Source organism: Pseudomonas sp. BF-B-26 (assembly GCF_019956495.1).
Lineage (GTDB): Bacteria > Pseudomonadota > Gammaproteobacteria > Pseudomonadales > Pseudomonadaceae > Aquipseudomonas.
Genome location: NZ_JAHBDP010000073.1, coordinates 41,276 through 60,130, shown reverse-complemented (window position 1 = coordinate 60,130; position 18,855 = coordinate 41,276). Strand labels below are relative to the sequence as shown.

At 56.1% G+C, this 18,855-nt stretch carries 21 protein-coding genes; 2 read left to right on the top strand and 19 right to left on the bottom strand.

Annotated features, from left to right (window positions below; translation table 11 throughout):
- Positions 1 to 18: 18 nt before the first annotated feature.
- Positions 19 to 276 (bottom strand): DUF6555 family protein, encoded by a 258-nt coding sequence (locus KGB03_RS14995; RefSeq protein WP_223527411.1) that lies wholly within the window; start codon positions 274 to 276, stop codon positions 19 to 21.
- A gap of 338 nt (positions 277 to 614) precedes the next feature.
- On the bottom strand, positions 615 to 1,172 hold the full coding sequence (locus tag KGB03_RS14990) for an ATP-dependent Clp protease proteolytic subunit (protein WP_111449600.1): 558 nt from the start codon (positions 1,170 to 1,172) through the stop codon (positions 615 to 617).
- A gap of 264 nt (positions 1,173 to 1,436) precedes the next feature.
- Between KGB03_RS14990 and KGB03_RS14985 the strand changes: the two genes are divergently transcribed.
- A complete protein-coding gene (locus KGB03_RS14985) occupies positions 1,437 to 1,868 on the top strand; it encodes a general stress protein (protein ID WP_223527410.1) in 432 nt (143 codons plus the stop codon).
- A gap of 84 nt (positions 1,869 to 1,952) precedes the next feature.
- Here KGB03_RS14985 and KGB03_RS14980 read toward each other — a convergent pair whose 3' ends face one another.
- The 16 genes from KGB03_RS14980 to KGB03_RS14905 all read right to left on the bottom strand — a co-directional run bounded on the left by KGB03_RS14980 (position 1,953) and on the right by KGB03_RS14905 (position 16,179).
- Positions 1,953 to 2,768, bottom strand: coding sequence for an HpcH/HpaI aldolase/citrate lyase family protein (locus KGB03_RS14980; protein ID WP_223527409.1), 816 nt, complete (start codon positions 2,766 to 2,768; stop codon positions 1,953 to 1,955).
- A complete protein-coding gene (locus KGB03_RS14975) occupies positions 2,765 to 3,607 on the bottom strand; it encodes a MaoC family dehydratase N-terminal domain-containing protein (RefSeq protein WP_223527408.1) in 843 nt (280 codons plus the stop codon). The genes KGB03_RS14980 and KGB03_RS14975 overlap by 4 nt, the downstream gene beginning before the upstream one ends.
- Before the next feature lie 25 nt (positions 3,608 to 3,632).
- Positions 3,633 to 4,577 carry an electron transfer flavoprotein subunit alpha/FixB family protein gene (locus tag KGB03_RS14970; RefSeq protein ID WP_223527407.1) on the bottom strand — a complete coding sequence of 315 codons (945 nt, stop codon included), beginning with the start codon at positions 4,575 to 4,577 and terminating at the stop codon, positions 3,633 to 3,635.
- Positions 4,578 to 5,342 (bottom strand): electron transfer flavoprotein subunit beta/FixA family protein, encoded by a 765-nt coding sequence (locus KGB03_RS14965; RefSeq protein WP_223527406.1) that lies wholly within the window; start codon positions 5,340 to 5,342, stop codon positions 4,578 to 4,580.
- Positions 5,343 to 5,379: 37 nt separating this feature from the next.
- Positions 5,380 to 6,582, bottom strand: a complete 1,203-nt coding sequence (locus tag KGB03_RS14960) for a CaiB/BaiF CoA transferase family protein (RefSeq protein WP_223527405.1) — start codon at positions 6,580 to 6,582, stop codon at positions 5,380 to 5,382.
- Positions 6,583 to 6,601: 19 nt separating this feature from the next.
- Positions 6,602 to 7,765, bottom strand: coding sequence for an acyl-CoA dehydrogenase family protein (locus tag KGB03_RS14955; protein ID WP_223527404.1), 1,164 nt, complete (start codon positions 7,763 to 7,765; stop codon positions 6,602 to 6,604).
- 66 nt (positions 7,766 to 7,831) lie between these two features.
- Positions 7,832 to 8,428, bottom strand: a complete 597-nt coding sequence (locus tag KGB03_RS14950; protein ID WP_223527403.1) for a thiamine pyrophosphate-dependent enzyme — start codon at positions 8,426 to 8,428, stop codon at positions 7,832 to 7,834.
- A complete protein-coding gene (locus tag KGB03_RS14945; RefSeq protein WP_223527402.1) occupies positions 8,416 to 8,955 on the bottom strand; it encodes a thiamine pyrophosphate-binding protein in 540 nt (179 codons plus the stop codon). Before KGB03_RS14945 ends, KGB03_RS14950 begins: the two co-directional genes overlap by 13 nt.
- Positions 8,956 to 9,253: 298 nt before the next feature.
- On the bottom strand, positions 9,254 to 9,988 hold the full coding sequence (locus tag KGB03_RS14940; RefSeq protein WP_223527401.1) for an amino acid ABC transporter ATP-binding protein: 735 nt from the start codon (positions 9,986 to 9,988) through the stop codon (positions 9,254 to 9,256).
- Positions 9,985 to 10,656 carry an amino acid ABC transporter permease gene (locus tag KGB03_RS14935; RefSeq protein WP_223527422.1) on the bottom strand — a complete coding sequence of 224 codons (672 nt, stop codon included), beginning with the start codon at positions 10,654 to 10,656 and terminating at the stop codon, positions 9,985 to 9,987. The genes KGB03_RS14940 and KGB03_RS14935 overlap by 4 nt, the downstream gene beginning before the upstream one ends.
- Positions 10,656 to 11,402: an amino acid ABC transporter permease gene (locus tag KGB03_RS14930; protein ID WP_223527400.1), complete on the bottom strand. Its 747-nt coding sequence runs from the start codon at positions 11,400 to 11,402 to the stop codon at positions 10,656 to 10,658. The genes KGB03_RS14935 and KGB03_RS14930 overlap by 1 nt, the downstream gene beginning before the upstream one ends.
- An 86-nt stretch (positions 11,403 to 11,488) precedes the next feature.
- On the bottom strand, positions 11,489 to 12,403 hold the full coding sequence (locus KGB03_RS14925; RefSeq protein WP_223527399.1) for a glutamate/aspartate ABC transporter substrate-binding protein: 915 nt from the start codon (positions 12,401 to 12,403) through the stop codon (positions 11,489 to 11,491).
- Positions 12,404 to 12,880: 477 nt separating this feature from the next.
- Positions 12,881 to 13,543: an RraA family protein gene (locus KGB03_RS14920; RefSeq protein WP_223527398.1), complete on the bottom strand. Its 663-nt coding sequence runs from the start codon at positions 13,541 to 13,543 to the stop codon at positions 12,881 to 12,883.
- Positions 13,544 to 13,596: 53 nt separating this feature from the next.
- Complete coding sequence (locus KGB03_RS14915) at positions 13,597 to 14,484, bottom strand: transporter substrate-binding domain-containing protein (RefSeq protein WP_223527421.1); 888 nt, start codon at positions 14,482 to 14,484, stop codon at positions 13,597 to 13,599.
- A 190-nt stretch (positions 14,485 to 14,674) separates the two neighbouring features.
- Positions 14,675 to 15,139, bottom strand: a complete 465-nt coding sequence (locus KGB03_RS14910; RefSeq protein ID WP_223527397.1) for a RidA family protein — start codon at positions 15,137 to 15,139, stop codon at positions 14,675 to 14,677.
- A gap of 65 nt (positions 15,140 to 15,204) precedes the next feature.
- The gene (locus KGB03_RS14905) at positions 15,205 to 16,179 is read right to left on the bottom strand and encodes a threonine/serine dehydratase (RefSeq protein ID WP_223527396.1); all 975 of its coding nucleotides are present in this window, start codon (positions 16,177 to 16,179) and stop codon (positions 15,205 to 15,207) included.
- 266 nt (positions 16,180 to 16,445) lie between these two features.
- On the opposite strand from KGB03_RS14905, the gene KGB03_RS14900 reads away from it, so the two are divergent.
- Positions 16,446 to 17,369 (top strand): LysR family transcriptional regulator, encoded by a 924-nt coding sequence (locus tag KGB03_RS14900; RefSeq protein ID WP_223527395.1) that lies wholly within the window; start codon positions 16,446 to 16,448, stop codon positions 17,367 to 17,369.
- A 47-nt stretch (positions 17,370 to 17,416) separates the two neighbouring features.
- On the opposite strand, the gene KGB03_RS14895 is transcribed toward KGB03_RS14900, so the two are convergent.
- Complete coding sequence (locus KGB03_RS14895) at positions 17,417 to 18,763, bottom strand: MFS transporter (RefSeq protein WP_223527394.1); 1,347 nt, start codon at positions 18,761 to 18,763, stop codon at positions 17,417 to 17,419.
- Positions 18,764 to 18,855 lie beyond the last annotated feature (92 nt).

Sequence of the window (18,855 nt, the reverse complement as noted above, 5' to 3'; positions counted from 1 at the left end):
CTCTTCGTTCCGGACCGTTCATGAAGGCGAAATATCCGTCCAATCCAGTGTTGCGGACTCGCGCCATTTCACATCAGTGACGCCGTACCGCTCAGCCTGGGGTTTGGATACGACTTTAAGCGGCGGTTTCCCGGGTCTTGGAATAGGCGCCAATCCGGCATCACAGCTCGCCCAATGCCAAGCATCCGCATTGCACATTGTCTTTGCCCGGATGATGAAGGATCTCGGCTCTCCATGGAGCTTGTACTCGATGACGAAGAGATCAGTGCGGTTCATGAGACCCCTCCTTATGTTCATAGACAAAGGAGTGAGCGCGTCAAAAAAAATTCAAAGTGTTTAGCAGACCCACTGGAGCGTTTGAGTCGGGTGTTTTTTCCCGTGCTGCGCCGATTACTGGTCGACTACGCCATGGATCAGCCTACTCGCAAGCGGTGGAGAGGATGATCCAGCAGCGCTATCTCAAGTTGTGGACCAATTGCTGATGGAAACGGCGCAATAGCCTTGTGATCAATAGCGACGCCTACCCTGTAGCTGCGTTGTGGCGAGGGGATAAATCCCCTCGCCACAACGCAGCTGCTACAGGATTGCGGGTTTCTTAACCGGCCTCGGTGACCTCAACCACCGCTGACTTTCCAGTGTTTGACATCGTCGGCGAAGACCATCTGCTGCATCTCATGAGCGATGCCGTAGGCCAGGGATTCGTGGGCTGCGATGACTTTCTCTTCCGCTGAAAGGCAATGGAAAATATCGAGTTTGGTTTCTGCTTCAGCGGTTTCGAGGTTGAAAATCTGTACATAGCGGGCGAGGTCGTTGTCGAGGCTCGACAGGTATTCGCGCAAGCGTTGATGGTCGACCGATTTTTGACTGAAGTACCAGTTCATGGGGTGAATCAGGAAGCGCGCATGCGGCGACGTGATGCGTCGGCTTGCTGCTAAAAACATGATAATGCCCATCGATTCGATGTTGCCCGCATTAATCGCGCACAGCGGCACCGGCAATGACTTCAGGAAGGTATAGAGCGTGAAGCCGAAATTGGTGCTGCCACCACACGTGGACAGGTTCAACAGCAGCGACGTGGCACCTTGATCGATGGCTTCAAGACAACAATCCCTGAAGCGCTCGGTCGTTCCCTGATCGATCTGGCAGTGAAAATGGACGATGTGTTCGGTCATCGACTGACCTCCCATGCACGACGTTCGCGGGATTCAAAAGCCTTTATAACCTAGTAAAAATCTGAACTCTTTTGAAAAATAATCCAATCGCAGGGTGATCGGCGGTGACTGTGCCGCCAGTCGCTCAGGACAGATTTTTCGGGAACTATCTAGTCCATTCCGCCCGTCCCGAGGGGGGCATTTTCGTTCAAACTTTCGATTTTTGATGACCTCGTAATTGAAGGCGAGCACACGCGCTCGTCCTTGAGAAAGAGGTGAACAAAAATGGCTAACACTGGAAACAACAACCCCGGAAACTTTGGCAAAGACCGGGACAAAGCCTCAGAAGCCGGCAAGAAAGGCGGGGAGGCATCAAGCGGTAATTTTGCCAACGATCCACAACGGGCTTCTGAGGCTGGCCAAAAAGGTGGCATGGCTTCAGGCGGACAGCAGTCAAAAGATGCTGACCGTATGTCCGGCGGTGGTCAGGGCGCAGGACGCGGAGGCAGCTTTACCGACGACAGCGACAAAGCCTCGCAGTCGGGCCAGAAAGGTGGCCAGGCTTCGGGCGGTCGGCAATCCACCGATGCGGATCGCTCGACCAGCGGCGGCCAGGGAAGTGGTCGCGGCGGTAACTTTGCCGACGACAGAGATAAAGCCTCAGAAGCAGGGCGCAAAGGAGGTGAACAAGACCCTGGTAGCGGACGTAAATTCTGATGAGGTGTGATTCACATCAAGCCCCGTGTTGTTTCGGGGCTTGATTTCTACTTCCGGGTGCACGCAGCAGATGAGCTGTCAGAGTCAAATCGCGCGCATCAGAATGGCTTGCGCGCGTCCAATGACCGGCGCATCGACCATTTGCCCATCCAGCACAAAAACGCCGTCACCTGAGCTCGCGGCTTCCATGATGCGCTGTGCCCACTGCAGCTCTTCATTGCTGGGCTTTAACGCTTGATGAATGATCGCCACTTGGCTGGGGTGGATGCAAAGTGCGCCGCCAAAGCCCATGTCACGGGCGAACTGAACGGCATTTTGCAAGCCTGAGGTGTCCTGAATTGAGGGGAAAACCCCGTCCAGCGCTGGCGCCAGGCCAGCCACACGCGTCCACAGCAACACGGCGTAGCGGGCGTGACTGAGGATCTCTTCGGCGGCAGGACTGCCGGTGGTCAGGTTCAGGTCCAGGCCCAGATCGAGGCTGCCGAACGACAAGCGCTCAACGCCTTGGGCGCTGGCAATCGAGCTGAGTGCCGCCAGGCCTTTGGCGCTCTCGATGATCGGCCAGATCGGTTTGCCGGTGCTACCCGCGGTGGACACTTGCGCTGCGCTTTCTGCTTTGGGCAGCAAAACTCCGATCACGCCGGCATGGCGTCGGCAAAGCTCCAGATCCGCAGCGTGCGCCCAGTGATCCGGGGCATTCGCCCGAACCAGAATCTGCGCGTCAGGGTTTTCACTCAAGAAGCGCTCAAGGTTATCCCTGGCCTGTTGCTTGAGGTTTTCTTGCACGGCATCTTCGAGGTCGACAATGACCCGGTCCGCGCCGCTGGCGATGGCTTTGGGGATGCGCTCTGGACGAGTGGCCGGCACAAACAGGGCGGAGCGAACGATCGATGCACTCATGGTGTTTCTCCCTCGCTGAATTCGATTTCACCGATTTGTGCGGTGCCGTCCTGATTGCCAGCCCACACCTGCGCCTTGCTGCTGTCGATCAAGCGTCCGCCGACCTCGAAAGGCTGGGGGGAAATCAGCGGTCGGAGCCCACGGAAGGTGAAGCGCTCCAGTCGCGCGGTAGGGTGTGCCCTGGTAAAGGCACGCAAGTTGAGTGTGGCGATCAACGGACCATGCACCACCAACCCCGGATAGCCTTCGGTCTCTGTGACGAAAGGCCAGTCGTAGTGAATCCGGTGGCCATTGAAGGTGACCGCGGAATAGCGGAACAGCAGGGTCGGGGAGGGTTCGACCTGTTCTTGCCATTGGCCTTCAGGAATCGCTTCGGTTCCGCTCAGTTTGGGCGGGGAGGGTTGGCGGTAGACGATGTCCTGTTCATCTTGCAGGGCGCGTTGGCCGTCCTGGAAATACTCATGGCGTACTGTGACAAACAGCAACGACCCGGTCCGACCGTGCTTCTCTTCGACATTGAGAATGGTCGATACACAGGTCACCTCAGCCTCTACTTTCAGAGGCTGGTAGAACTCAATTCGGCTGCCAGCCCACATGCGATTACGGTTGTGGGCCGGTGGCAGGAAGCCGCCGAGCGCGGGATGACCATCCGGGCCCAGTTCGCTGGCCGCAACCGGTTCTTGAAAGAATGCCCAATGCCACAGCGGCGGCAGTGGTTCGCCAGGTTGCGGCGCCACTTCGCTCAAGGTTGCGGCAATGCGTTTAACCAGGTTGAAGCTGATTCGGTCCTGGCTTTCCTGACGACGTCCGACCCACGCTGAAAAATCGATATTGCTCATAAGTTTCGCTCCTGTCGGTCGGTGATCAGGCCAGGGCGGCCAGTTCAGGTATCGCGTCAAACAGGTCCGCCACCAGGCCGTAATCGGCTACCTGGAAGATCGGCGCTTCTTCGTCCTTGTTGATCGCCACGATCACTTTGGAGTCCTTCATGCCGGCCAGGTGCTGGATCGCGCCGGAGATACCGACGGCGATGTACAGCTGTGGCGCAACGATCTTGCCGGTCTGACCGACCTGCATGTCGTTAGGTACGAAACCTGCGTCGACCGCAGCGCGGGAAGCGCCGACGGCAGCGCCCAGCTTGTCAGCCAGGGCGTACAGGTGTTTGAAGTTGTCGCCGTTCTGCATGCCGCGACCGCCAGAAACGACGATCTTGGCAGCGGTCAGTTCCGGACGATCGGACTTGGCCAGTTCTTCGCCGACGAAGCTGGAGATGCCCGCATCGTGAGCAGCTGCAACGGCTTCAACAGCCGCCGAACCACCTTCAGCGGCAACCGGATCGAAACCGGTAGCACGCACGGTGATCACTTTGACCGCAGCGTTCGATTGAACGGTGGCGATGGCGTTGCCGGCGTAGATCGGGCGCTTGAACGTGTCAGCGCTTTCGACCGAGATGATCTCGGAGATCTGGTCAACGTCCAGCTGCGCAGCAACGCGCGGCAGGATGTTTTTGCCGTTGGAAGTAGCGGCAGCCAGGATATGGCTGTAGCCCTTGCCCAACTCGGCGACCAGAGGAGCAACGTTTTCCGGAAGCTGATGCGCGTAAGCAGCATTCTCAGCAGACAGGACTTTGCTCACGCCAGCGATTTTCGCAGCGGCTTCAGCCACGGCACCAGCGCCTTGGACTGCAACCAGAACGTGGATGTCACCGCCAATTTTGGTAGCGGCAGCGACAGTATTCAGCGTGGCCGGAGCCAGCACTTTGTTGTCCTGCTGGTCAGTTGAATAGTCAGCAATCACCAGGATCGTCATTCAGATCACCTTCGCTTCGTTCTTGAGTTTTTCAACCAGTTCAGCCACCGACTTGACCTTGATACCCGCGCTGCGTGCAGCTGGCGCTTCGACTTTCACGGTCGAGTGGGTGGAGGCGGTGGAAACGCCCAAAGCGTCCGCATTCACTACTTCGAGAGGCTTCTTCTTGGCTTTCATGATGTTTGGCAGGGACGCGTAACGCGGCTCGTTCAAACGCAGGTCAGTGGTGACGATGGCCGGCAGCTTCAGGGAAACTGTCTGCGCGCCGCCGTCGACTTCACGAGTCACGGCAACGCTGTCGCCGCTGATTTCGACTTTGGACGCGAACGTGCCCTGACCGTAGCCGCTCAATGCCGCGAGCATCTGGCCCGTCTGGTTGTTGTCGCTGTCGATGGCTTGTTTGCCAAGGATCACCAGCTGAGGCTGTTCCTTGTCGACAACAGCCTTGAGCAGCTTGGCAACGGCCAGCGAAGTCAGGTCTTGCGCGGATTCGACGAGGATGGCGCGGTCGGCACCCAGAGCCAGCGCGGTGCGCAGTTGCTCTTGAGCGGTGGACGGGCCGATGGAGACGACGACGATTTCAGTCGCAACACGCCCCTCTTTTATCGAGAGTTCTTTCAGGCGTACGGCTTCTTCCACTGCGATTTCGCAGAACGGGTTCATCGACATCTTGACGTTGGCGAGGTCGACGCCGGAGTTGTCCGCCTTGACACGAACCTTGACGTTGTAATCCACAACGCGTTTCACAGCTACCAGGATCTTCATGGGGCAGTGTTCACTCGAAAATAGTTGTTCGTTGCAGTCAGATGGCCCCGGCGGCACGCATTTCTTCAATGCGCTCCGTCCCCAGCCCCAATTCCTTGAGCACCTGTTCGGTGTGTTGGCCAAGGCCCGGCACGGCATCCATACGCGGCTCGAACGCGCTATTGCTGCCTGGTGGTATCAGGCTCGGAACGATGCCGACAGAGGTCTCGACTTCCCGCCAGCGATCACGGGCCTGAAGTTGTGGATGGTCCCAAACCCCTTGCATGTCGTTGACCTTCGCGTTGGCTATCTGCGCATGTTCCAGCCGATCAAACACAGCATCGAAGTTGAGTGTGGAGAACGAATCAACGATGAGTTGTCGCAGCGCTTGACGGTTTTCCACCCGCTTGAAGTTGGCAGAAAAACGCTCGTCTTTGGCCAGTTCCGGCATAAGGAGCACCTTGTCGCAAAACAGCTGCCATTCACGTTCGTTCTGCAAACCCAGCATTACGGTGGTGCCGTCCCCAATGGGGAAAGGACCGTAGGGGTAAATGGTGGCGTGTGCGGCGCCGGCACGAGGTGGCGGGGGCGCGCCGTCGTAGGCGTAGTACATCGGGTAGTTCATCCACTCAACCAGGCTTTCCAGCATCGACACATCGAGGTGGCTGCCTTCGCCGGTGCGTCCACGCAACAGCAGTGCAGACAGAATCCCGGTGTAGGCATACATGCCGGCCGCGATGTCGGCGATCGAACATCCGGCCTTGGCCATCTCGTCCTCACCCGGGCCGCCGGTGACGGACAGGAATCCGCCCTCACTCTGGATCAACAGGTCGTAGGCCTTCTTCTTTTCATAGGGACCACCGATGCCATAGCCTGAAATGTCACAGACAATCAGGCGCGGAAATCGCTGATGCAACGCCTCAAATGACAGTCCCATTCGCGCGGCCGCACCGGGTGCCAGGTTCTGCACGAGCACATCGGCAGTGGCCAGCAAACTGTCCAGCACCTCGGTGGCCGAATCCTGCTTCAAGTCGAGGGTCAGGCTTTCCTTCGAACGATTGGTCCAGACGAAGTGTGAGGCCAGGCCGTTGACGCGTTGGTCGTAGCCTCTGGCGAAGTCGCCTGTGCCGGGACGCTCGACCTTGATCACGCGGGCGCCAAGGTCGGCCAGTTGTCGGGTGCAGAAGGGTGCTGCAATGGCATGCTCCAGGCTGACGACGGTAATGCCATCGAGCGGACGGAGGCCGTTGGGCTGGCTCATGATTGTTTCTCTCTTGTTTTTAGAAAGAGCGCGGCAGCTCGAGCAAGTGTTCGGCGACGTACGACAGGATCAGGTTGGTGGAGATGGGCGCTACCTGATACAGACGGGTTTCACGGAATTTGCGCTCGACGTCGTATTCGCAGGCAAAGCCAAATCCGCCGTGGGTTTGCAGGCAAGCATTGGCGGCCTCCCAGGACGCCTTGGCCGCCAGGTACTTGGCCATGTTGGCGCTGGCCCCGGCGTTGATGCCGCTGTCGTATTCCTCGCAAGCGCGCCAGCGCATCAGGTCGGCGGCTTCGATTTCGATGTGCGCTTCAGCGATCGGGAATTGCACACCCTGGTTCTGCCCGATCGGGCGCCCAAACACCACGCGGTCGCGAGCATAGGCGCTGGCCTTTTCGATAAACCAGCGACCGTCACCGATGCATTCGGCGGCGATCAGGGTGCGTTCGGCATTCAGTCCATCGAGGATGTAGCGGAAGCCTTTGCCTTCCTCACCGATCAAACTGTCAGCGGGGATTTCCAGGTTGTCGAAGAACAACTCGTTGGTTTCGTGATTGACCATGTTGGCGATCGGCTGCACGGTCATACCGTTGCCGATGGCCTCGCGCAGATCGACGAGGAAGATCGACATGCCTTCGGATTTTTTCTTCACGTCCGCCAACGGCGTGGTCCGCGCCAGCAGGATCATCAGGTCGGAATGCTGAACGCGCGAGATCCACACCTTCTGCCCGTTGATCACGTACTTGTCACCTTTGCGCACGGCGGTGGTCTTTATCTTTGTAGTGTCGGTGCCGGTGGTGGGCTCGGTGACGCCCATCGATTGCAGGCGTAGTTCGCCAGCGGCGATCTTCGGCAGGTAATAGCTTTTTTGCGCCTCGCTGCCGTGACGCAACAGGGTGAACATGTTGTACATCTGCCCGTGAACGGTGCCGGAGTTACCGCCGCAGCGGTTCACTTCTTCCAGGATTACCGAGGCCTCAGCCAGCCCAAGGCCGGAGCCGCCATATTCGACAGGAATCATCGCGGCCAGCCAACCTGCGTCGGTCAGGGCCTTGACGAAGGTTTCCGGAAAGCCTTTTTCTTCGTCGACTTTGCGCCAGTAAGCCGCATCGAATTCAGCGCACAGAGCACGTACGCCCTCGCGGATGGCATTGAGTTCTTCAGAGTTACGGTCAGTCATTATTATTCTCCTCAACGCGTCACGCACGGCATCTGCCCTGCGTGACCGGGTCCGGGCAAAGAGCAATCAGATCGGGTTGAAACCCAAGGCCGCACGAAAGCGATTCTTGACGTAATGACCATCGCGCGGAGGCAGCACCCGTGGCGGGTTTTCTGCTTTGATCTTGATCGTCGCGAGCTTGACGCCATCGCGGGTCGCAAAGCGCTCGCGCAGGTCATGTACGCCTTCCATGTCGCGGATTTCATCGGTCCAGCTGAAGCCACAAGTCTTCGCCACCTGGTCCAGGGAAATACCGAACCCTGCATGGCTGACTTGCATACCGGTTTCGCCAAAGTGACCGTTATCCAGGACTGCGATGGTCAGGTTGGCGGGCTTTTGCAGCGCTACCGTGGCCAGCGCGCCGAAGCCCATGAGCAGCTCGCCGTCACCGGTGACCACTACGACCGACTTGTCCGGCTGCGCATTGGCCAGGCCCAGGCCCACAGTGATTGCGCTGCCCATGGCGGCCCAGAGGTAATAATTCAGATCGTTGTCGCCGGCGGCCATGACGTCGTAGGACGCCGAGCCCAGCCCGGTCACGACCAGCACGTCTTTGCGGTCGGCCAGCAAGGCCTTGACCACTTCGCGGCGGCACAACGTGTGGTTTGTGCTTACTTGACCCATTTCTTTTCTCCAATCAGGCGCTGGCCGAGCAGCAGGGCAGTGGCGGAATCACCGTTGAAAGCCATGGTCGCAGCGCCGTGCAACAGCGGAGCGACGTCTTCCGGGACGTCCGCGCGCCAGGTCATGACCTTCATCAGGTTCAGGGAGGCTTCGGTGGCCTGGCCCATAGGGTTTTGCCACGCGTTGAATTCGGCCCAGTCACCGCGCATGGTGACCACCATCAACAGCGGAAAGCCGGCACAGTTTTGAAGTGCCAGGGTGTTGATGCAGTTACCGACGCCGCTGGACTGCATCAAGAGAGCGCCGCGTTCAGCGCCCAGCCAGGCGCCGGCGAGGTAGCCGATGCCTTCTTCTTCGGTGGTCAGGACAACGGCCTTGATGTCCGGGTCTGCATACGACATACGGATCGCCGCCGAATGGCCTGCATCCGGTACGAAGACCACGTGTTTGACGTCGTGGGCCTTGAGCACGCGAAACACGTCCTCCTGCCAATCCTGCCCCACGGTGTGTTCAGCTTCTGTTGACATGCCAGTCTCCCAAGCAGTGCTGCTTTTGTGTTTTCACACATTCTGGGAGGGATGGAGGAGAAGGACGACTACCGTTTTTGTCTTTGAGATATGCCCATTGAGCATAGGTTGGGGGGTGGGAAGACGGGGCGAGGATGAAGATTACCGACGTTGGCCGGCATGTGCTGATTCACGCGACGCGAATCATGGAAGAGATGGCGTCTATCCGCGGTACGGTGGTCGGCAGGCGATCATCGGCCGCGAACCGGCGCTCAAAACGACGGCCTGCGCCCGACAAGTCGGACGCAGGATCACTCGTTTAATGTTGCAGAATTTTGCCCAAAAACTGCTGCGCTCGTTCGGAGCGGGCGTTGATGTCGCCGAAGAACTCTTCCTTCTTGCAGTCTTCGATGATCTGGCCCTGGTCCATGAATATCACCCGGTTCGCCACTTTGCGAGCGAAGCCCATTTCATGGGTCACGCACATCATGGTCATGCCTTCGTGGGCCAGTTGCACCATCACGTCGAGCACTTCGTTGACCATTTCCGGGTCCAGCGCCGAGGTCGGTTCGTCGAACAGCATGACGATCGGGTCCATTGCCAGCGCACGGGCAATCGCCACACGCTGCTGCTGACCGCCGGAGAGTTGGCCGGGATGCTTGTGGGCATGGGCCGAGAGGCCGACGCGCTCGAGCAGTTGCAGGCCTTTCCTGGTGGCTTCTTCCTTGCTGCGGCCCAGCACCTTGATCTGCGCGATGGTCAGGTTTTCGGTGATGGTCAGGTGCGGGAATAGCTCGAAGTGCTGGAACACCATGCCCACGCGCGAACGCAGTTTCGGCAGGTTGGTCTTCGGGTTGGCGATGGACGTGCCATCGACGATCACGTCGCCTTTCTGGAACGGTTCCAAGGCGTTCACGCATTTGATCAGGGTGGATTTGCCGGAACCGGACGGCCCGCACACCACGATCACTTCGCCTTTTTTGACCTCAGCGCTGCAATTCGTAAGCACCTGGAAGTTTCCATACCATTTGTCGACGTTCTTGATAGAAATCATACAGCGAACCTTCTTTGTAGACGCTTGACCACCCGCGAGGCGGCAAAGCTGATAGTGAAATACACCAGGCCCGCAACGATCAGGAATTCATTGGCGCGACCGATGATGTCGCCACTCGAACGAGAGGCGTTGAGGAAGTCCACCAGGCCAACGGTGTAAACCAGTGAGGTGTCCTGAAACAGGATGATGCTCTGTTGCAGCAACAACGGCGTCATCTTGCGGAACGCTTGCGGCAGGATGATCAGGCGCATCATCTGGCCGTAAGTCATGCCCAGTGCCTGGGCAGCGCCCATCTGGCCCTTGGGAATCGACTGCACGCCGGCTCGGACGATCTCGCAGAAATACGCTGCTTCGAACATCATGAAGGCCACGACACTCGAGGTGAACGCGCCGATCGGCGTGTCTTCGCCAGTGATCCAGCGCAGCGCGAACGGGACCGCCAGGTAAAACCAGGTGATCACTAGCAGCAGTGGGATGGAACGGAAGTAGTCCACGTAGGTGCCGGCAATGCGCGACAACACGTTGCTGTGTGACAGGCGCATCAATGCCAGGATCGTGCCGAGGATGATCCCTCCGACGACGCCCATTGCCATCAGTCGCAAGGTCATGACCATGCCGTTCAACAAGCCGGGAAAGGCAGAGGTGATGTCGCTGAAATCGAATTCCATCATTTACCCCCTACGGAAATCAGGCCGGGTACGGCGACTTTCTTCTCAACTTTGCGCATGAGCAGCATCAGGCCCATGTTCAAGGTGAAGTAGATGAGCGTGGCCAGGGTGAAGGCTTCGAACAGGTTGGCGGTGAATTCAGCTGTTTGTTTGGCTTGCGCCAGCAATTCCATCAGGCCGATCAGTGAAGCCACCGATGAGTTTTTGAACACGGCCAGAAACTCGGTGGTAAGCGGCGGAATGATGATCCGGTACGCCTGAGGCAGCAGCACGTTCCAGTAAATCTGTGGCAGTCTGAAGCCCATGGCGCGAGCGGCGGCTTCCTGGCCACGAGCCAGCGCCTGAATGCCTGTACGGACTTGTTCACAGACACGAGCGGCCGTGAAAAGACCGAGGCATACGACGACGCTCAAGTAGGCCGAGGTGGTCGGGTTCAGGTCCTGCTTGTACCACTCCTGCAGGTGCTCGGGTAGCAGATCAGGTGCCAGGAAGTACCAGATAAATAGTTGTACTAAAAGTGGGACATTTCGGAACACCTCAACATACAGGCTGGCAATGCTCGACACGATACGATTTGGCACGGTTCGCATGACACCGAGCACTGAGCCCAACAGCAACGCTATCATCCAGGCTATTACTGCAATCGCGATGGTCCAGCCCAGACCTGAAATAAACCAATTGAAATAAGTTTCATGTCCCACTCCAGTGGATTTTAAGAATACGCCCCAATCCCAGTTGTAATTCATAGAAAACACCTTCCAAACAAATAGTTTTGTGCATGCAACATGCCTCATGTCCGCGTATGGCGGACATGAGCAGATCAATGAGGTAGTTAAAGAGTTGTGGCAGGTGCAGGCTTGTCGACAGGGTTGGCAATGAGCTCTTTGAGTTCAAGACTCATGGGGAAGTTAAGGTTCAGGCCTTTCGGGGGGATGGGCTGATTAAACCATTTATCATAAATGGCGTTGATGTCACCCGAGGAGAAGATGGTTTTAATCGTGTCATCCACCACTTTTTTGAAAGGTTCGTCCCCCTTGCGCATCATGCAGCCGTACATGTCCTGTGATTGTGCGGTGCCTGTGACTGCCCATTCACCGGGATTCCTGGCTTTGGCCCTTTCACCAGCCAACAGGGCATCGTCCTGCATGAATGCAATGGCACGACCGGTCTCCAACATTTGGAATGACTCGCCGATGTCTTTCCCCGAGATGATGTTCATACCCATCTGCTTCTCAGCGTTCATCGCCCTAAGCAGGCGCTCGGATGTACCCCCGGCGGTGGTGACCACGTTCTTACCTTTCAGGTTGTCAAAGTCTTGGTAGACGGAGTCTTTCCTGGACAACAGACGAGTGCTTACTTCAAATATGCCTACTGAGAAGTCAACCTGTTGTGCGCGTTCTGCATTGTTTGTCGTCGAACCACACTCCAGGTCTACGGTGCCATTCTGAACCAGGGGGATGCGGTTCTGGGCGGTAATCAGGTTGTACTTCACTTTCAGGTTGGGAGTGCCTAACTCCTTTTTGATGGACTCGATAATTTTAAGTTGGATGTCTTGGGAATAGCCGATCGGCATCCCAGAGGCGTCCGCGATGTAGGAAAAGGGGATCGATGAGTCGCGGTGGCCGACCGTAATGGTGCCCGACTCTTTGATTTTTTTAAGCGTGCCGGTGAGTTCAGCCGCCATTAATGATGGGCTGATGATGGCTGTTGCAATCGCGGCGCTCAACAGTTTAGTGAACATACGCATCAGGAAATCCTCAAATTAGCTTAACGGGTTCTTCTAGACCCATGCGCCAGCTAATACGGCAATTGGACACGCCGAGTTTGCCAGCATCGATTCTACTTAATTTTTGGCAGGCTTTAATGATGTGAGTGAAATGCTATTTTTTTGGCGCGAGGCTTATAGGAGAGAGCCCAGTATTGTTGGCAATACTTATCTGACTCTGGTTTTACTTTGGTGGCCAGCGTGGTGTCTTTTTTTAGCAATAGAAGGTGTTTGCTGGTAGCTGTGATCATTGCCGTATCCTGTTGTTGTTATTTTGACATATGACGGATTCAAACTACCATTGCCACGCAGCGCGTGGTATGGCTCGTGGTGAATAGCAGGTATGCCAAGGCGCTCTAGCTGGCGCATTGAAGGTAAATGGCAGAGATACACGTCAAGTATAACTTTATTGTATCGAGGGGCCGATGGTGACTGCCTCCTGTTACCGACCTTTCGTGTTTAAGCAAGATTGGCCTTGATCAAGACACTTTCAATCCACGACTGGTTGAATGCCCCCGTTGCGATTTCTGCCTTTACGCGATCCTCGGCGGCTTGATGCGTGCGGGCCATGGCAAGCAGGTGGTCTGCGGCCGACGCGGGAAAGCCGACAATGCCATCCTCATCGCCGACGATGATGTCTCCCGGGTTTACGATCATCCCGCCAATGGATACCGGAACGTTGACTGCCCCTGGACCCGTTTTATAGGGACCACAATGCACCACATCACGGGCATAACACGGGGTGTCTTCAAAGCTTGCGACATCGCGAATTGCACCGTTTACGACAAAACCTACACAGCCCCGCTGTAACGCGTAGAGTTTGATGAGTTCGCCAATCACGGCGTTGGTGGTGTCACCCTGAGCATCCACAACAAGCACGTGGCCAGGCTCGAGCATCGTCAATGCCTTGTAGATGTAGAGATTGTCACCTGGGCGGGTCTTAACAGTCAGAGCGCTCCCGACCATTTTTCCCGTTTTATTGTAGCGATTAAGACCTCGAACCCCAATGTAACGCCCCATGTTATCGCTGATATGTGGGGTCACCACCGAGCGAAATGCAGTGTGGATGTCGCGAGTCTCTGGAGTGATTGCCTGAACAGTATTAATGCTTGAAGAATTCATGTTGACTCCTGAATAGCTGTTTTAGTCGTTACCTGAGTCTCTACAACGGAGACTTACGGCATTGTTGCAGGCGCGGGCTGATCTGTAGGGTTGGCATAAAGTTCCTTGACCTCATTGGGCATCGGATAATCCAGGCTCAAGCCTTTAGGTGGTATGGGGTGCTGAAACCATTTGCTGTAGATGTCGTTGATTTCACCTGATGCATAGAGAGCCTTGATAGCACCGTCCACTGCTTGCTTGAACGCATCGTCACCCTTGCGCAACATACATCCGTAGATCTCACGAGATTGCGCAGCACCGGATATAGCCCATCGATCGGGATTCCTCGATTTTGCGCGTTCACCCGCCAGCAGCGCGTCGTCCTGCAGCCAAGCAACTGCACGGCCAGTTTCCAACAGTTGGAATGATTCGCCGTGGTCCTTGGCTGAGATAATGTTCATGCCTAACTGTTTTTCAACGTTCATTGAACGCAGCAGTCGCTCGGCGGTTGTACCCGCAGTGGTTACTACATTGCGTCCTTTAAGGTCATCAATATCTTTATAAGAAGATTGCTTGGCTGTCAGCAGTCGGGTGCTGATTTCAAATATGCCAACAGAAAAGCTGACCTGCTGCTGACGTTCGGCATTGTTTGTCGTTGAGCCACATTCAATGTCGACGGTGCCATTTTGAATCAACGGTATTCGGGTTTGTGAAGTGACAAGGTTGTACTGTATTTTCAAGTTGGGTAGGTCGAGGTCTTTTTTTAATGCATCGACGACTTTGGATTGAATATCCTGGGAGTAGCCAACCGGTACGCCAGAGGCGTCGGCGAGGTAGGAAAAAGGAATCGCCGCATCACGGTAGGCTAGTGTGATCGTGCCTGATTCTTTTACTTTTTTTAGTGTGCCGGATAACTCTGCACTCATCCCTTTGTGGGACAGAAATGCAACAGACAATGCCATCAGTTTGGCAATATTACGAGCGCGCATAAAACCTCCAGAAATGAAGCCCGAGCAAAGATAAGCTCAGTGGCAACTGCATGATTTTCTACTTGTTGTACATCAACGGCAGATTTCTAGAACTGCAGGGTGTTTTTATTATGTCAGCCAGCTTTCATAGCCGGATCGTATTGAGACGCTTCGTCTGCTGTGATCAGTCGATCGCAAAGATTGCTTCAACTTCTACAGGCGCCCCTCGCGGGATGGCCGCAACGCCTACCGCTGCCCGGGCATGGCCGCCGCGCTCTTGGCCGAAAAGCTCTATAAAAAGATTTGAAGCCCCATCAATCACCTTCGCTTGCTGCTCGAAGTCAGGAAGGCACTTAACATAACCATTAACCTTCAAAACACGTATGCGGTCGAGTTGGCCATCGCTCGCTTCATTGGCAATGGAAAGAAGATTGAGTGCGCAGACTCGCGCCGCGGCCTGGGCGGTCTCAATATCAATTTCCGTTCCTACAGTTCCTTTGTATAGCAAGACGTCGTTTTGCAGGCATACTTGACCCGCGGTATAAATCAGGTTCCCAAAACGGGTGTACAACTGATAGTTGCCGCCTCGCGTATTGAACTTCGGCAACTCCAAACCCAATGCGGCCAGTTTTTCCAGAACACTACTCATGATCAAAGTCTCCAATGGTTTTCTTCACGCCTCTGGCGATGCCAAACGCTTCAAAAATGAATGACTCAGTTGGCCCAGGCTTGTAGGAAGACTTCTGGGTCAACGTTCCCGCCAGAGCAAACCACCACGACAGTTTTGCCCTCATAGCGCTGCTTCTCTCGTATCAGCGTTCCGAGGGCGGCTGCACCGCCCGGCTCAAGGACGAGTTTGAGGTACTGAAATGCTGCACGCATGCCTTGGAAGGCATCTTCCAGATAAGCGACTTCAGTACGCGGTTGAACAGGTTTCAATACTTCGAAGGGGAGTGCACCGACAGCGGGACCGGCAATCCCGTCGAGCAGCGTTTTTGGCAACAGCTTGAGCTTCACCGGTTCCCCCTTTTGCAGCGCTGTTTGCCATTTCGTATAGCCTTCTGCCTCGACAAGAACGCTCTCGAAATTGCCACACATGGCGCGCATGGCGGTCAAAGTCCCGGATGCCAAGCCGCCGCCGCTGCAACCCAACCACACAGAGTCGGGAGTTGCCCCCACTTCAGCCAGCTGCTCAGCGATTTCGAGACCGATGGTACCTTGGCCGGCCATGATGAAGGGGTCATCGAAAGGCGAGACGAAGGTCAGGCCGCGGCGTTCAATCAGCTGCCGGGTAACGTCCTCACGGTCCTCGACGTCTTTGTTGTAAAGAACAACCTCTGCTCCCCACCAGCGGCAGTTATCCTGCTTGATTTTTGGCGCATGCTCGGGCATTACGACTACTGACGGGCAGCCCCACTGGTGAGCGGCCGCAGCCACTGCCTGGCCATGGTTGCCCGCCGAATAAGTGATAACTCCCTTGTTTCTGTCACTGGGTTCCAGTTCGGCCAGTTTGAACATGGCACCGCGAAACTTGAACGCCCCGGTCTTTTGCAGGCATTCAGCCTTCACGTAAACATCCGCGCCGACGATATCATTCAGCATCGCAGAGCTCAGAAGTGGGGTGCGCACTACTTGTCCTTGAAGTCGGCGTTGTGCCTTCAGAATCAGGTCCAAATCAAACTTTTGCACGGCGAGATTCCTTGTGGTGAGTAACCTGGTTGGCTGCCAAGGGCGTGCTCACGAGCCCTTGCTCTGCAGGCTGTGAAACCCTGTGTTGACGATGTCCCAAGTATTTACGGCCATGATCCACAGGTACATTACGAATATGCTAACGTCCCGATACGCCAGTCGTATCGGGAGTGCCTGTGCAACGTTGGGGCATGCTCGCCTGGCTTTCCAACCCGCCGAATGCGCTACCGCTCATACCCGTTTTGCGAGCCTGATTCAGGATTTCTATGATCAACTTTCGACTTATCCGGCATCTCTGGCTGTTCCTTGCGGTCGCCGAGGAACAGCATTTTGGTCGTGCCGCCAAAAGGCTGGGCATGTCCCAGCCACCGTTGACCGAACAGATCAAGGTTCTGGAAAATTCCTTACGGGTAAAGTTGTTTGAACGCACCAGCAAGGGCGCGATCCTCACCCCAACGGGTATGGCGATCATGCCGGCAGTACGAAAATTCGCAGAGCAGTTGGAGCGCCTGGAGCTTGCAGTACATGAAGCCGTTGCAGGGCAAACGGGAGTCCTGACGATAGGCGCTATCAACGCAGCCTTGCTTGAGGTGCTCCCTGATCTCATCGAGCAGCTCAAGGAGCGGTTCCCGAATATTTCAGTATTTATTCGGGAAATCGATAGCGGGGAGGCCATCCCGTCACTGGAGTCTGGCGACATCGACGTGGCTTTCGCACGAATCGAAGGCGGCTACTATGAGCCCATCCGCTCGATTCCTCTTGTCCAGGATCAGCTTGCAGTGGCGCTTTCCAGAAATCATCCTCTAGCTAATGAAGCGTCTGTGGATCTGCGAGACTTGGCTGCCGAGGTACAGATCATGTTCGCCCGCAGCGGCAGTCCGGTTTTTTTTGACTACATTGTCAGCTGCTGTCAGCAATGCGGTTTCCGTCCAAAAATCATGCATGAGGTCCGCTCGATCGGCTCGCAGATAGCCTTCGTAAGTTGCGGTCAAGGCATTGCACTGGTGCCGTATGCGCTCGAAAAGCTGGCGCCCAAAAACGTCGTGATTCGACCCCTGCAACAAAAATTTCGGCTGGTAACCAGTGCTTTGGCCTGGAATGCCGCCCGCAGTAATCCTTTGGTCGACGCGCTTGTCGATATCGTGCGCGAACAGTTCCCTGCTCCCATCGAATCAACTGTGCATTTGTGAATAAAGCCTGGGAGCCAAAGGCTCCCAGGCTTTATTCAGGGTGCGGTTCAATCAGGGTTGCTCGATCTCTCCCGTGGCTCTGAAATGGTCAGCAAGAGGATGAAACTCATAAATGATCCCACCGCCAGCCAGGCAAACACGTAGTTCCAGCCATAGTTGTCCAGCAACAGCCCAGTGATGAAGGGTGTGGCCGCAGCGCCCAACTGACCGACCATGTTCACGACGGCGTTGGAGATAGGGAACGTTTTTTTGGTAGTCAGCCCCATCGGATAAACCATGTAGGAAGAGAACCCCAGGCTGAGAACGGCACCGGTCAACAACAGCAGCAAGCCGTAGGGAATCGGTTCGGCGGGCGAGTTGATCAGCAGGTACATCATCAGTGAAGTGCCGAGTGCTGACAGCAGCATGCCGGGCTTGCGTCGCCCACCCATCAGTCGATCCGAGCAGAAACCACCCAGCAGGTTGCCGAGCACGGCGCCCACCCATGGCGCAGCCGACACCAGCCCCATATTCATGATCGAGAATTGTTTGACGGTCATCAGATAGGTCGGAATCCAGGCGAGCAGTACGCTCGACACGCCCAGTTGGAAGCAATAACTGGTGGCACAGCCCCAGATGTTCCAGGACTTGAACACCTGCCGATTGGTCTCGAGGGGCGTTTCGTGGCGGGCACGTATGACTCGATCGAGTTTGCTCACCCAGGCTGGAGTCTTTTTGGGGCGGGTTTGCTGAGTCGCTTCAGTACTGCCGGTTTCCTCGATGATGTAGCTGAGCTCGGCTGCGTTGACGAACCGGCTCCGGGAGGGATGGTCGGTGACCATGAAATACCAGACCACCGCCAGTGCGATGCCGGGCACGGCAAAGAAGTAAAAGATCTCTCGCCAGCCCCATACCGAAATGATCACGGCACAGAGTGGCGGCACAATCACCGGCCCGAACTTGACGGCGGACAGGAAGATCCCTGAGGCGGTGCCTTTTTCTCGCGGTGGAAACCAGTTGTTGATGGTCGTGGTCATGCTGATCGGTAATGGACCTTCAGCGACGCCAAGGCCCAGGCGATACAGCTTGAGTGCCAGCAATGAACTGGCTGTGCCCACCAGGCCCGTCAGCAATGAGGTCAGCACCATGGCGCCGGGCAGGATCCGGCTGACGCCGAAACGGCCGAAGGCAAAACCGGAAGGGATCTGTGCCAATGCATAGGCCAGCAGAAACAGGCTCATCAAGCCACCGGCCTCGGCATTGCTCATTTCAAACTCTTTACGAATGAACGGTAGCGCGACACCCAGGTTGGCTCGGTCGGCGGCAGCAATGGTGTAAATTAGAAAAATCAGTGCCGCAACCACCCAACGGTATTTGCTGCGCACGGCTGGTTTTATGACTTCAGGCATAGACATGGGGCGGACCTTGTTTTTGTCGGTGTTGTCCGGCCAAAGTAGTAATTATGAAACCGTAAAAAAAGCGACAAATACTCCTGTCAAAAGATCGC

What these genes read in the sequence shown, in the direction of transcription:
- KGB03_RS14980 (WP_223527409.1), bottom strand. Translation starts at nt 2,768, where the DNA reads ATGAGTGCATCGATCGTTCGCTCCGCCCTGTTTGTGCCGGCCACTCGT.
- KGB03_RS14955 (WP_223527404.1), bottom strand. Translation starts at nt 7,765, where the DNA reads ATGACTGACCGTAACTCTGAAGAACTCAATGCCATCCGCGAGGGCGTA.
- KGB03_RS14950 (WP_223527403.1), bottom strand. Translation starts at nt 8,428, where the DNA reads ATGGGTCAAGTAAGCACAAACCACACGTTGTGCCGCCGCGAAGTGGTC.
- KGB03_RS14960 (WP_223527405.1), bottom strand. Translation starts at nt 6,582, where the DNA reads ATGAGCCAGCCCAACGGCCTCCGTCCGCTCGATGGCATTACCGTCGTC.
- KGB03_RS14995 (WP_223527411.1), bottom strand. Translation starts at nt 276, where the DNA reads ATGAACCGCACTGATCTCTTCGTCATCGAGTACAAGCTCCATGGAGAG.
- KGB03_RS14910 (WP_223527397.1), bottom strand. Translation starts at nt 15,139, where the DNA reads ATGAGTAGTGTTCTGGAAAAACTGGCCGCATTGGGTTTGGAGTTGCCG.
- KGB03_RS14900 (WP_223527395.1), top strand. Translation starts at nt 16,446, where the DNA reads ATGATCAACTTTCGACTTATCCGGCATCTCTGGCTGTTCCTTGCGGTC.
- KGB03_RS14940 (WP_223527401.1), bottom strand. Translation starts at nt 9,988, where the DNA reads ATGATTTCTATCAAGAACGTCGACAAATGGTATGGAAACTTCCAGGTG.
- KGB03_RS14945 (WP_223527402.1), bottom strand. Translation starts at nt 8,955, where the DNA reads ATGTCAACAGAAGCTGAACACACCGTGGGGCAGGATTGGCAGGAGGAC.
- KGB03_RS14925 (WP_223527399.1), bottom strand. Translation starts at nt 12,403, where the DNA reads ATGCGTATGTTCACTAAACTGTTGAGCGCCGCGATTGCAACAGCCATC.
- KGB03_RS14915 (WP_223527421.1), bottom strand. Translation starts at nt 14,484, where the DNA reads ATGGCATTGTCTGTTGCATTTCTGTCCCACAAAGGGATGAGTGCAGAG.
- KGB03_RS14985 (WP_223527410.1), top strand. Translation starts at nt 1,437, where the DNA reads ATGGCTAACACTGGAAACAACAACCCCGGAAACTTTGGCAAAGACCGG.
- KGB03_RS14970 (WP_223527407.1), bottom strand. Translation starts at nt 4,577, where the DNA reads ATGACGATCCTGGTGATTGCTGACTATTCAACTGACCAGCAGGACAAC.
- KGB03_RS14990 (WP_111449600.1), bottom strand. Translation starts at nt 1,172, where the DNA reads ATGACCGAACACATCGTCCATTTTCACTGCCAGATCGATCAGGGAACG.
- KGB03_RS14935 (WP_223527422.1), bottom strand. Translation starts at nt 10,656, where the DNA reads ATGGAATTCGATTTCAGCGACATCACCTCTGCCTTTCCCGGCTTGTTG.
- KGB03_RS14930 (WP_223527400.1), bottom strand. Translation starts at nt 11,402, where the DNA reads ATGAATTACAACTGGGATTGGGGCGTATTCTTAAAATCCACTGGAGTG.
- KGB03_RS14965 (WP_223527406.1), bottom strand. Translation starts at nt 5,342, where the DNA reads ATGAAGATCCTGGTAGCTGTGAAACGCGTTGTGGATTACAACGTCAAG.
- KGB03_RS14920 (WP_223527398.1), bottom strand. Translation starts at nt 13,543, where the DNA reads ATGAATTCTTCAAGCATTAATACTGTTCAGGCAATCACTCCAGAGACT.
- KGB03_RS14975 (WP_223527408.1), bottom strand. Translation starts at nt 3,607, where the DNA reads ATGAGCAATATCGATTTTTCAGCGTGGGTCGGACGTCGTCAGGAAAGC.
- KGB03_RS14895 (WP_223527394.1), bottom strand. Translation starts at nt 18,763, where the DNA reads ATGTCTATGCCTGAAGTCATAAAACCAGCCGTGCGCAGCAAATACCGT.